Below are 12,276 nucleotides of genomic sequence, written 5' to 3'. Positions count from 1 at the left end.
TCAGCCCGGCAGGTCGAACACCGCGCCCGTCTCGGCCCCCATCACGCAGGAGTTGGAGAACGCGTGCGTGTAGTCGACCCGGCGGCCGTCCCACACGCCGTACGCCGACGCCGTCACCGGCGCGTAGAGCATCGGGCACATGGCACCGGCGCGACGCGGGATGCGGCCGATGTCGCCCCCGGCGGCGGCGAGTTCCCGGCACGCCTTCTCGGCGTGGGCGTGGCCCCGGGGCGGGTCGCAGAGCAGCAGGACGCCGCGGGCGTCGCCGGTGGGGGCGTCGCCGCGGGTGACGGCGAGGCGGAGCCAGTCGCCGGGCAGGTCGTGTCCGGGTGCCGCGTGGGCGGCGGGGGCCGCGCCCGCCAGGAGGAGCGCGAGCGGGACGAGCAGGCCGGCGCGGATCGCTCGAAGGGTTGTCGTCATTCCCGGTGCATCGGCACCGTGGCCTGCGCGGTCCAGCCGGAGTCACCCGAACGGGAACGCGTGCCGGTGTGACGCCCGGCGAGTTCGAACGCGGCCAGCACGACCCGGGCCTGGTACTCGACCTGGCGCGCGACCGGGATCCAGCGTGCTCCGCAGCCGTCGCGGTACTCGGCGCACCACGCGTCGATCAGCCGGTCGAGCTCGGGCAGCGCGCCGCACGGGTCCTGGCCGGAGGCGGTGACGAGCTGGTGCAGCAGCCCGGCCGTGCGCAGCGCGACCCTGCGCCCGGCCAGGCGCAGGGCGGTGAGCCGGGCGGTGTCGAGCGAGGGCAGGGCGCGCCCGTCGGCGTCGCGCACGTCGGGGTCCCAGGAGTCGGCGAGTCCGGGTCCGACCAGTAAATAGTCGTCGACGGGCGCGAGCAGACGGGCCGCCTCCGACGAGCCGCCGAGGCCGGGCCGCACCCGGGCCAGGATGTCCTCCAGGACCGCCGTGTCGTGCCGCAGGGTGTGGCTGACGGAACGCAGCACCGCGTCGGGATCGGCGGGGCGGGCCCGGTCCTCGACGGCGCCGACGCCCCACATGGGTGCCTCGACGATCGCGGTGACCGTGCCGTGCGGCTGGGGGTGGAACCAGGTGGAGTCGACCGCGGCCTCCGTGATGGCGGCGGCCAGGTCTCCCCGGCGCGGCGGCGGGACGCGGTAGACGGCGGGGCCGAGCGCGGGCCAGTACAGGGTGTCGTAGGGGCCGAGTTCGCGCGGGATGCCGAGGCGGGCCGCGCTGTGCGCGACCCGCTGGGAGAGGCCGGGCAGATCGCGGGTCAGCTCGACGAAGGCGCCGCCGACGTCGACGCCGTGCAGGGAGCACTGGAGGAACGGGCGCAGCTCGTCCTGGAGGGCGAGCAGGACGCGGGTCTCGGGCAGGGCGGCGGCGTCCGGGCCCTCGGGCAGCCATTCCGGCTGTTCGAGGAAGCCGGGCCGGAAGAAGTGCCGGAAGTAGTGGCCGAGTGTGTAAGGGCCCTGGAGCCAGGCCTCGTTGCGGCGGGAGCCGTCGGGGTCGAGACAGAGCAGCAGGTTCCAGGTGGCGTCCGCGCCCTCGGTGAGGCGGGGGTCGGCGAGGGCCCGTTCGGCCAGCCGCAGGACGGTCGCGCCGCCGACGGGTTCGTTGGCGTGCGGTCCGGCGACGACGAGGACCTGGCGGCTGCCGTGTCCGACGGACAGGAGCAGCATCGGTGTGCCCGCCCGGGAGGTGCCCACGCGGCGCAGCCGGGCGTCGTCGGGGCGCCTGGCGACGAGGGCGGCGGCGCGGACGCCGAGTTCGTCCACGGTCGGGTAGCGACGGAGTGGCGGCAGGGCACACCTCCACTCGAACGGTGCCGTCGTTCACCTGATGTGCACGAAGTACACACAGTCAGTCACGAGTCCCGGGGTACGTCAACACCACGGGAGCGAAAGGATGTTGCGGGGGCCGGCGGGTGAACCCGGGGCCGGGCCCGCTCTCCGGGCGCGCCAGGGCTCCTCGGCACTCCCGTGCGGCGCCGCGGCTCAGGCCGAGGCGAGGCGGAACAGCATGCGGCCGAAGCCGATCTGGTCGCCGGCCTTCACCACGGACGCGCCGATGACGCGCCGCCCGTTGACGGTCGTGCCGTTGGTCGAGCCGAGGTCGCGCAGTACCCAGACACCGTCCTGGCGGCGCAGTTCGGCGTGCACGCGGGACACCGTCTCGTGGTTGAGGCGCAGTCCGCTGGCCGGGTCGCGGCCGATGCGCAGCGGGTAGGCGTCCCTCGGGTCGGGCAGCTGGAGCTTGGGCAGCCGCTCGGCCTGCCAGGCCCGGCGCAGCCGGACCGTGAAGCCGGACACGGCCTCCACGGTGCCGAACACCCGCTTCGACCAGCGCCGCGCGGCGGGCCCGTCGCCGGGCAGGTCGGCGGTGAGCACGGCGAGTTCCTCGGAGCGGCGGGCGGACAGCACCAGCTCCATACGGCGGATGAACGTGTCGTGTGAAAGACGGCCGAGCGCGACACCGTCACGGAGGGACTTGAGCGCCCGGTCGCGCTCCGCGTCGGACAGCCGCGCGGGGTACGTGTGGAACTCGAAGGACGACGTCACGCTCGTGATTGTCGGCCAGTAACGACAGGGTGTCCAGAAGACCCGGAAACGGCTGGTGGGGCCGCGTGCGGCCGTTCGCGCGACCAAAGGGCGACGAACACGCGGCAAAAGGGTGGATACGAAAGCGAATTGATCTCCGGTGGAGCACCATGGACGGGCTGAGTCACTGCGAGCCTACGAGGGGGAAGCGTCCATGCGATTCGAGGTGTGGGCACCACGGGCCGAGCGGATGACGCTCCATTGCGCCGGTGTCACGCGCGCGTTGGACCGTGATCCCGGGCGTGCCGGATGGTGGACGGGCGAGGCGGAGGCGGCGGCGGGGACCCGGTACGGGTTCGCGGTGGACGACGGGCCGGTCCTGCCCGATCCCCGCTCGCGCCGTCAGCTGGACGGTCCCGACGGACTGAGCGCCGTGGTCGACCCGGCGGGGTACGCGTGGCGCGCCGACTGGCCCGGGCGCCCGCTGCCGGGCGCGGTCCTCTACGAACTGCACGTGGGGACGTACACCCCCGAGGGCACCCTGGACGCGGCGGCGGACCGGCTCGGACACCTCGCGGAACTGGGCGTCACCCACGTCGAGTTGATGCCGCTGTGCCCGTTCCCCGGCCGGCACGGCTGGGGGTACGAGGGTGTCTCCCTGTGGGCGGTGCACGAGCCGTACGGCGGTCCCGAGGCGCTGAAGCGCTTCGTCGACCGGGCGCACGAACTCGGCCTGGGAGTCGTCCTGGACGTCGTGCACAACCATCTCGGCCCGTCCGGCAACCACCTGCCCGCCTTCGGGCCCTACTTCACGGACACCCACCAGACGCCCTGGGGCTCCGCGGTGAACCTCGACGCGCCCGGCTCGGACGAGGTGCGCGCGTACCTCGTGGGCAGCGCGCTGGCCTGGCTGCGCGACTACCGGCTCGACGGGCTGCGTCTCGACGCGGTGCACGCGCTGCGGGACACCCGGGCGGTGCACTTCCTGGAGGAGCTGTCGGCGGCCGTGGACGCGCTCGCCGGCGACCTGGGCCGACCGCTCTTCCTGATCGCCGAGTCGGATCTCAACGACCCGCGGCTCATCACCTCCCGCGAGGAGGGCGGCCTCGGGCTGCACGCCCAGTGGAACGACGACTTCCACCACGCGCTGCACACCACGCTGACCGGCGAGGCGCAGGGCTACTACGCGGACTTCGCGCACCCCCCGCTCGCCGCGCTGTGCAAGACGCTGACGTCGGGCTTCTTCCACAACGGCACCTATTCCAGCTTCCGCGGGCGCCGTCACGGCCGTCCGCTCGACCGGGCGCGGGTCTCGGCGCAGCGGCTGCTCGGCTACACCCAGACCCACGACCAGATCGGCAACCGCGCCCAGGGGGACCGGCTGTCGGCGGCCCTCTCCCCCGGGCTGCTGGCCTGCGCCGCCGGGCTGACGCTCACCGCGGCGTTCACGCCGATGCTCTTCATGGGCGAGGAGTGGGGCGCCACGACCCCCTGGCAGTTCTTCACCGACCACACCGACCCCGAGCTCGCGGACGCCGTGCGGCGGGGCAGGCGGAGAGAGTTCGCGGCGCACGGCTGGGCCGAGGAGGACGTGCCGGATCCGCAGGACCCGGCGACCCGGGACCGCTCGTGTCTCGACTGGTCGGAACCCGAAAGGGCTCCGCACGCGCGCCTGCTGGCCTGGTACCGCGACCTGATCGCCCTGCGCCGGAGCCAGGCCGACCTGTCGGACCCCGACCTCGCGGCGGTCAGGGTCGCCCACGATCCGGGGGCCCGCTGGGTCGCCGTCCGGCGCGGGGACGTCCGGATCGCCGTGAACCTCGGCAAGGACCCGGCGTCGATTCCCCTTGGTATCCGCCGGGCGCGCGTCCTCGCGGCCTGGGACCCCGTCGAGGCACCGGGCACGGACGGGGTGCTGAACGTGCCGGGCGAGTCGTGCGTGGTGCTGACCCAGGGGTGAGGCCGTTCCGGACGGGCGTCCCTGCGGCGTCCCGTCCGGCGCGTCCCTGCGGCGTCCCGTCCGGCGCGTCCCTACGGCGTCCCGTCCGGCGGGTCCCGCAGGTCCGTGACCCGCTCCAGCAGGATCGGCTCCCAGGTGCGCGCCAACCGGGCTTCCGCGAGCGCGAGTTGTCCGGCGTCGTCGCCGCGGAGGCGGTCGGCGAGCCGGATGACGGTGTCGCAGCGGGCGAGCCACAGGCCGCGCAGACAGGGGCGGGCGCCGTAACCGGCGAGGGTGGCGGCGCGTACGGCCGCGGGGGCGCCGACGGCGAGGGCCAGTCCCGCGATGTCCTCGGCGGGATCCCCGGTCACCGCGCCGGTCCAGTCGAGGACGCCCCGTACCCGGCCGTCGGGACTGACCACGAGGTGTTCGCCGAGGAGTTCGTGGTGGACGAGCACCGGGGCGCCGGTCTGCGCGCCGAGCTGCACGGCGGCGGACGCGGCGAGCTGGTCGAAGCGGGCGGGGTCGAACTCCTCCGCGGGAATCCGTTCGGCGGCTCGTACGGCGGCGGCCCGCAGGGCCTCCAGGGAGCGCTGCGGGGTCCGCGGCACCCCCAGCGTCTCGGCCTGCGGTACGGGGACCTCGCGCAGCCCGGTCAGCAGGTCGGCCAGGTCGGCCTCGCCGAGTGCCGAGACGGCCTGTTCCTCGCCCGGGACACCGGGCACCCTGGTGTCCAGGGTGTAGGTCAGTCCGCTCGCCCACTCGCCCTGCGCCACACTCATGGGAACGGTGCCCCCGACGAACGGGCGGACCAGATCGCGCAGCCGCAGTTCACGGCGTTGCCGCAGGGAGGCCTCACGGTCCGGGGCGAGCCGCAGCACATGGCGTCGGCCCACCCACCAGGTGTGCCCGCCCTGCTCGCGGACGGGCCGTACGTCCGGTCCCGGACCGGGCGCGGCGTCGTCGGAGAGCAGGGCGCGGACCAGCTGGCGGACGGTCTCGGAGGTCGGTACGGGGGCCGGTGCCGGTGTCGGGTTCATGGTCGCGCCCTTGTCGTCCGGGGGCGGGGGCGAAGGGATCGCCGCGCGGTGTGCGGGCGCATGTCAGTCGACGATCACCATCTCGCGGGATGTGTTGTTGAGCCGGCGTCCGCCGTCCTCGGTCACCGTGACGATGTCCTCGATACGGACCCCGAAACGGCCGGGCAGATAGATCCCCGGCTCCACGGAGAAGCACATGCCGGGGACCAGGGGCTGTTCCTCGCCCTCGACCATGTACGGCGGTTCGTGGGTGGTGACGCCGATGCCGTGCCCGGTGCGGTGGATGAAGTACTCGCCGTACCCGGCGGCCTCGATGACGGCGCGCGCGGCGCGGTCGATGTCCTGGCAGGCGGCCCCGGGGCGCACGGCGCGGAAGCCCGCCTCCTGCGCCTCGCGCACGATGTCGTGGACCTTGCGCTCCTCGTCGTCCGGTTCGCCGACGTGGACCGTGCGGGAGGTGTCGGAGCCGTAGCCGTCCTTGAGTCCGCCGAAGTCCAGGACCACCATGTCGCCGGCCTCGATCACCCGCTCGTCGGCCTCGTGGTGCGGGTTGGCGCCGTTGGGGCCCGAGGCGACGATGGTGAAGTCCACCTGGGAGTGTCCGAACCGGCGCAGCAGATCGGCGAGGTCCTTGGACACCTCCGACTCCCTGCGGTCCGCGAAGCGCACCTTGCGGATCTCCTCGAACGCCTCGTCCGCGGCGGCTCCGGCGGCCGCGAGCCGCTCCAGTTCGGCCGCGTCCTTGACGGCCCTGAGCATCGGCAGGACCTCGGTCAGGGCCGAGTAGCGGGTCGCGGGGAGCAGCTTCTGAAGGCCCAGCAGGTGCAGGGCCCAGCCGTTGTCGCTGATGCCGAAGCGGCCTGCGCGGCCCATGAGGGGCTCGGCGGCCGCGTAGGGGTCCGTGCCGTCGGTCCAGGCGTGCAGGGTCAGCGCGGGGGCGCCGGCCGACTTGGCCGCGTCGGGCGCCTCCAGGGTGGGCACGACGAGGGCCGGGTCCTGTCCCGCCCGCAGCACCAGCAGGGTGAGCCGCTCCGTCTCCACCGGGCGGTACCCGGTCAGCCACACCAGGTCGGGTCCCGGCGCGACCAGGACGCCGTCGAGCCCGGCGTCGGCCGCGGCCTCGGCGGCACGCCGCATACGGGCCTCGTAGTCGTCGGCGGTGAAGGGCTCGGGTGTGGCGGCGGTCATCCATGCCTCCGTGTGTGCGGAGTTCCCCAGGGGGCTACGGCAGCATCCTGCCCCTCCGGTGGGGTGTACGCGAGCCGGTCGTGCCCGCGCCCGGTCAGCCCTCCAGGGCGAGGCGGGCGCCCAGGAGCAGCAGGACGCCTCCGGAGACCTGCTCCAGGCGCCGGCGCACGCCCGTCCGGGACAGTACGGCCTTCATCCGGCCGACGAACCACACGTAGACGCCGTAGTACCCCACCTCGTAGACCGCCCAGAGCGCGGCGAGGCCGAGCATGGCGGGCAGGTGCGGGGCGCCCTCCGGCACGAACTGCGGCAGGAAGGACATCGCGAAGACGGCCGCCTTCGGGTTGGCGAGGTTGAGCAGCAGCCCGCCCCGGTAGGACGCCCAGCCGCTCCTCTCCGCGCCCTCCCAGCCGCCGTCGGCGGCGCCCTTGGAGCGGCGTGCCTGCCACAGCGTCTGTACGCCGAAGCCGACGAGCACCACGGCGCCGACGATCCGCATGACGCCGTAGGCCATCTCGGAGGCGGCGAGCAGGGCGGTGAGGCCGAACGCGGCGACGGCGCCCCACAGGAAGACGCCCGTCTCGTTGCCGAGCACGGTCAGGAAACCGGACCGCCTGCTTCCCAGGGACCGTTTGATGATCAGCACGGTGCTCGGTCCGGGCGAGGCCGCGATGAGGGTGCAGGCGCCGAGGAAGGCGACGAGGGTGCTCAGCATGCGGCCATCATGGCGGGCCGCGGAGCCGTTGACCAGCATGTTTCTCCCGGCCCCACCGGAACGGGGTGCGTGCCCGCGAGGCGGCTCCGGGCTCCCGGGCGGGGGCGGCGGCTCCGGGTCTCAGGTCGCGGTGCCCGGGACGGCGGACAGCTGTCCGCGGCTGCCGTTCGCGTGGCGCACGCGCAGGGTGACCTCGACGCCCGGCGCCGCGTCCGCCACCGCGCGCGCGAGGTCGGCGGCCGAGGTGATCCCGGTCCCGTCGAGGGCGAGCAGGGTGTCGCCGCGCACCAGGCCCGCGCTGTAGCCGGGACCGGGGAGGTGCACCCCCACGACGAGCGCGCCCGCGCCGCCGGGGGCGTCAACCGCCTCGACCCCGAGGGTCCCCCGTGCGGACCGCCGCTCGGACTCCCCCGGCCGGACCGGTCCGCCGCCGGACTCCGCCGTGACCCCACCGGCCCGCGGCACCCCGGAACCGCCCGGCCTCGGCACTCCGGTGCCGCCCGGCCCCGGCGCCCCGGAACCGCCCGGCCTCGGCACTCCGGTGCCGCCCGGCCCCGGCGCCCCGGAACCGCCCGGCTTCGGCGCTTCGGAGGCGGCGGAGGGCTGATGTGGCTGCCCGGCCGCGCCGGTCTGCCTCTGCAGGTCCGCCAGCCTGCTCACGCCGATCACGGTCGCGCCCACCGCGCCGAGCCCCACGCCGGACAGGACGAGGACCACTCCGGCGGACACCCCGGCCACCACGGTGATCAGACGCCTTCCACGACGCCGCGCCGCGTGCGGGCGCCGGGCTCCGCCGGACGGACGGGTGCTGTCGTACGGACGGGTGCCGCCGGACGGATCCCCGCCGGGCATCGGCTTGGGACGCAGCGCGGTCTGTTCCATGGGTCGCCTCCGGCAGATGTTCTACGGACCGCCTTCGGCTGATGCTCTACCCCGCGCTCCGGCCCACGACGATCCCCGAACGAGTGAGACTGCCGCCCCGCCCCCGCCCGCCTCCGACCCCGTCTCCGTCTCCGTCTCCGTCTCCGACCCAGGAGACGGCCGGCCCCTTGTCAGTGGCGGCTGTTACGTTCTGTGACATGAGCGATCACGCCCTGCGGCTCCTCCGCGAGACCTCGCGCCTGGCCGAACTGGCGGCCTTCCCCTTCGACTTCGACCTGGACCGCGCCGACCACTGCGAGGACGTCCGGCTCGCCTCGGGAGGCCCGCTGGAGCCGGTGGCGGGCGACGACACGGGGGGCACGTACTTCGTGTGCGCGGACGGCTCGGTGCTGTACGCCGACTCCGAGGGCCGTGCGGGGATCATCGGAAACAGCGTCGACGAGGCGCTGGAGACGGTGATCGGGCTGCCGGGCTGGCACGACCACCTGGACCTGACGCCCGCCGACGGCCCTGAGGTGATCCTCGCGGCGGTCGCCGAGACCGAGGAGGAGATACGCGAGTCCTACGGAATCGACGCCGAGCGCGCCGAACTCCGCGCGGCGCTGGGACTGCCCGAGCGTTCACCGGTGGAACTGGTCGGCATGCTGCATGCGGCCCTGCTGCGCACCGAGCCTGACTTCCTGCTGCTCAACGCGGAGGAGGGCGGGGCCTACGAACTGCTGGACCACCACCCCCGCACACCCCTGTGGGACACCGTGCTCGGGCAGGGCAGGGCCGACCTCGCCCTCCTGCGGCAGGGCACCGCCCGGGACGAGGTGGCGCGCGACCCGGTCCGCCGTGCGCTCGCGCTGCGCGCCGCCCAGTACGACAGGCGCGACACCGACCTGCCCCTGCTGCGCCACCTCCTCGCGCACGAGGCCGAGGCCTCGATGACCGACGAACTGCGGCTCGCCGCCGTCCTCGTGGGTCTGCACGGCCTGGCCGAGGACCTCCCGCTGCTGCACACCGTCCGCGAGACGACGTACGACACCTGGTGCGGACTCGGCGGGATACCGGAACCGGGCGCGAGCGGCGAGGAGTTGCGGGAGTGGGCACGCGGCCTCGACTTCTCGTTCTTCGGGACCGATCCGGGCGACGAACCGGAGTCCACCTGGACCGGTCTCGCCCGCGAGCAGGGAATGGACGAGGTGGCGCGCGTGGCGCTGATCCGGCGGCTCGACGGCATCGACCTGCGGGCCCAAGCCCGGGAGTCGGCCGGGTCGGGCATCTCCGAACTGTCCGGACTGGCACGGGAGTTCATGGATCTGGGCGACACGTCGCAGGCGCTGCGCGCCCAGCGGCTGCACACCTCGCTCCAGGGCATCGGCCGGAGCAGGGTCTCGGCGCTCCTGACGCTCTCCCGGCTGGAGCGGGAGGCGGGCCGGCCCCGTGAGGCCGCCCGGACCCTGGCGCGGCTCAGAGAGACGCTCATGGCGGAACCGGGCTCCGGGGAGACCGCGCAGGTGCCCGGCAACTCGCTGAAGCACTGGCGCGGCACGAACCTCGGCGTGTTCATCGTCGACGAGCACCACGAGGTCGCCCGCGCGGCCGCCACGGACCCGGGCCTCGCGGAGGAGGTCCGCGAGGTCACCGAGGCCGCGGCGGTCCTCCTGTCGGAGCTCTCCGAGGCGGCCCGCCGCAGCGTCCGGCGCTGACTCCCGCGCCCCGCGGATCCGTCAGAGCGCGACGGGCTGCGCCCGAAGGGCCATCGGCGGCGCGGGAACCCGGTCCGGCACGAAGCCGTGGGCGCGCCGGGCCAGGTCCGCCGCGCCGTAACGGCGGCAGTCCTGGTGCCACTTCAGGATTCCGGCCAGCCAGTTCTCCAGCTCCGCCACATAGCCCCGCATGATCCCACGCGCCTCCTCCGAGAGCTTGAAGTCGTCGTACAGGAGGGGAAGTTCGTGGGCGGCGACGTGCTGGAACTGCTCCATGCGCCGGGTCATCAGGTCATGGACCACGCCGAGCGCGGCCGGGTAGTCGCAGCCGAAGAAGTTCTGCACGACGAGGATGCCGTTGTGGATCTCCCCCTCGTACTCGATCTCCTTCTGGTACGAGAAGACGTCGTTCAGGAGCATCGCGTAGTCCATGGCCGCGTTCTCCAGCGAACGGACGGGGCCGCTGCGGTAGACCTCCGGCGGGACCGTCCGGCCGTGTCCGAGGCGGCACAGGCTCATGGTGAGCTCGGAACCGAACGTCGCCCGGCGCATCTCCAGATAGTCGACCGGGTCCGGGACGCGGTTCTGCGTCTGGTTGGACAGCTCCCACAGCCAGCTCTCCGTCATCACGTCCACCGCCGCGCGCAGGGTGCTCCGGGCGTCCGGGGTCATGTCCGCGGTGGTGCGCCGCCACAGGTCGATCAGTCCCCGTTCCATGCCGTTGACCGGGACGGGCGCTTCCTCACCCCCGACGGGCATGCAGGCGGACAGGCGCGTCGTGGTCAGCCGGGCGGCGGCCAGGTCGCGGCGGTTGCCGAAGAGCAGCGGGTAGTAGTCGTCGCCGTAGGTGCCCCAGGCCAGCCACTGCGAGCTGAGGTCGAGGGCCTCGGGTGTCGCGTCGGGGTGGATGCCCGCCGCGCAGAGAGGCAGGTCGTAGGCGATGAGTTTGTCCTCGTCCCAGACGCCCTCCTGGAGCATGCCCGTGGTGTGCATCCAGGTGACGAGGCGGTCCCGGGCACCCGCGAGGTGCGGGCTGAGGGTGACCTCGAAGGGCATGTGGAAGTCGGGCAGCACGGAGGGTCCGACCTTCTGGAACGGGACGTGGGTGTACGCGCGCAGCCGCTCCGCCCCGGCCGCGGAGAGCAGCGCCCCGACGTCCGCCGCCGATGTCCCGAACCCGCCCGTGCCGAAGGGCCGCGCCTCCTCGACGACGCCCTTGTTCATGTAGCGGCTGGAGCGCATGTGCCATTCGTGTCCGCCGGACTGCCAGTCCTGGAGGCCCCGCGTGTACGCGGCGACGGCGCCGGTCTCCGCCGCGGTGAGCCCCTTCTCGGCGACCAGGGCGGGCACCTCGGTGAGCGCGGTGTGCTCGAACTGGTGGAGCCGTGAGGTGAGTACGTCGTTGACGGTCTCGGCGGCCCGCTGGGTCGTGCAGCCGAAGAACGTCTCCAGGACGAGGACGCCGTTGCTGAGCTCGCCCTCGTCCTCGACCTCCCGCTGGTAGGAGAAGAGGTCGTTGCGCAGGTGGACTCCGTCGGAGAACGTCTCCATGAGGACGCGCAGCGGCCTCGACTCCGCTACGGACGCGGGCACTTCGGAGGTCGCGTACTCGACGAGCCCCGCCGACCAGGGGGCTCCGCCCACCTTGCGGCGCATCTCGATGTACTCGACGGGGTTGGCGATCCGTCCCTCGTCGATGTTGGACAGCTCCCACATCGACTCGTTGAGCAGGTGCTCGGTGGACACGGCGAACCGCCTGCGCCATGCCGTGGACATCGAGGGCACCGTGCGGGCCCACAGGTCGGCGAGTCCCGCCTCGACGGGGTTCTCGGGCTCGGGGACGGGGGTCGACAGGTCGAGCGGCATGAAGAGGGGCAGGCGGTCCAGGTAGGCCCTGCCGCCGCCGCGGTCCTGGGTGCGCTTGAAGGTCTCCAGGAAGTGGTCGTCGAAGAAGAACACCCACACGTACCAGTCGGTGATGAGGGAGAGGGCCGGTCCGTCGCAGTCGGGGTGGGTGTAGGCGCACAACAGGCCGTAGTCGTGGGCGTCGAGGTCGGACCGCTCCCAGATGCCCGAGCCTTCGAGCATGCCCATGTCGCGGGCCCACTCGACCGAGTGCGCCCGCGCCTCGTCCAGGTGCGGGTTCAGCCGGGCGGTGTACGGCATGTAGAAGTGGGGGAGTTCGAACGGCTGCGTCATGGCCGGGCCCTACCCAGGGCCCCGCACGCACATCCGCAGGCCAGGACATGATCACACCATCGCGTGAACCGCGCCGAAAGCCGCGCACGACGGCCTCTCCATCAGGTCGGGACCA

General features: G+C 73.6%; 10 protein-coding genes. 2 read left to right on the top strand and 8 right to left on the bottom strand.

Annotation, left to right across the window (positions count from 1 at the left end):
- The 3 genes from ACFYW9_RS20955 to ACFYW9_RS20945 all read right to left on the bottom strand — a co-directional run bounded on the left by ACFYW9_RS20955 (position 1) and on the right by ACFYW9_RS20945 (position 2,525).
- The gene (locus ACFYW9_RS20955; protein WP_389152278.1) at positions 1–420 is read right to left on the bottom strand and encodes an SSI family serine proteinase inhibitor; all 420 of its coding nucleotides are present in this window, start codon (positions 418–420) and stop codon (positions 1–3) included.
- Complete coding sequence (locus ACFYW9_RS20950) at positions 417–1,742, bottom strand: M14 family zinc carboxypeptidase (protein WP_389152275.1); 1,326 nt, start codon at positions 1,740–1,742, stop codon at positions 417–419. The genes ACFYW9_RS20955 and ACFYW9_RS20950 overlap by 4 nt, the downstream gene beginning before the upstream one ends.
- 219 nt (positions 1,743–1,961) lie before the next feature.
- On the bottom strand, positions 1,962–2,525 hold the full coding sequence (locus ACFYW9_RS20945; protein WP_328446933.1) for a DUF1707 and FHA domain-containing protein: 564 nt from the start codon (positions 2,523–2,525) through the stop codon (positions 1,962–1,964).
- 193 nt (positions 2,526–2,718) lie between these two features.
- On the opposite strand from ACFYW9_RS20945, the gene treZ reads away from it, so the two are divergent.
- Positions 2,719–4,464 carry a malto-oligosyltrehalose trehalohydrolase gene (treZ, locus tag ACFYW9_RS20940; protein WP_389152271.1) on the top strand — a complete coding sequence of 582 codons (1,746 nt, stop codon included), beginning with the start codon at positions 2,719–2,721 and terminating at the stop codon, positions 4,462–4,464.
- A gap of 71 nt (positions 4,465–4,535) precedes the next feature.
- Here treZ and ACFYW9_RS20935 read toward each other — a convergent pair whose 3' ends face one another.
- From ACFYW9_RS20935 to ACFYW9_RS20920, 4 genes are all read right to left on the bottom strand, one after another.
- Positions 4,536–5,483: an aminoglycoside phosphotransferase family protein gene (locus ACFYW9_RS20935; protein WP_389152269.1), complete on the bottom strand. Its 948-nt coding sequence runs from the start codon at positions 5,481–5,483 to the stop codon at positions 4,536–4,538.
- A gap of 63 nt (positions 5,484–5,546) precedes the next feature.
- Complete coding sequence (locus ACFYW9_RS20930) at positions 5,547–6,671, bottom strand: M24 family metallopeptidase (RefSeq protein WP_389152267.1); 1,125 nt, start codon at positions 6,669–6,671, stop codon at positions 5,547–5,549.
- A gap of 94 nt (positions 6,672–6,765) precedes the next feature.
- Entirely contained in the window at positions 6,766–7,386 is a 621-nt protein-coding gene (locus ACFYW9_RS20925) for a LysE family translocator (RefSeq protein WP_389152265.1), read from the bottom strand.
- Positions 7,387–7,506: 120 nt separating this feature from the next.
- Entirely contained in the window at positions 7,507–8,268 is a 762-nt protein-coding gene (locus ACFYW9_RS20920) for a PDZ domain-containing protein (RefSeq protein WP_389152262.1), read from the bottom strand.
- A 197-nt stretch (positions 8,269–8,465) separates the two neighbouring features.
- On the opposite strand from ACFYW9_RS20920, the gene ACFYW9_RS20915 reads away from it, so the two are divergent.
- Entirely contained in the window at positions 8,466–9,962 is a 1,497-nt protein-coding gene (locus ACFYW9_RS20915) for a hypothetical protein (protein WP_389152259.1), read from the top strand.
- A 21-nt stretch (positions 9,963–9,983) separates the two neighbouring features.
- On the opposite strand, the gene cyc2 is transcribed toward ACFYW9_RS20915, so the two are convergent.
- A complete protein-coding gene (gene cyc2, locus ACFYW9_RS20910) occupies positions 9,984–12,161 on the bottom strand; it encodes a germacradienol/geosmin synthase Cyc2 (protein ID WP_389152256.1) in 2,178 nt (725 codons plus the stop codon).
- Between the last annotated feature and the right edge of the window lie 115 nt (positions 12,162–12,276).

Origin of the sequence: Streptomyces sp. NPDC002698, from assembly GCF_042888945.1 — a bacterium.
In the GTDB taxonomy this organism is placed as follows: domain Bacteria; phylum Actinomycetota; class Actinomycetes; order Streptomycetales; family Streptomycetaceae; genus Streptomyces.
Note: the sequence above shows the minus strand (reverse complement) of the source record. Positions and strands in the feature narration are given on the sequence as shown.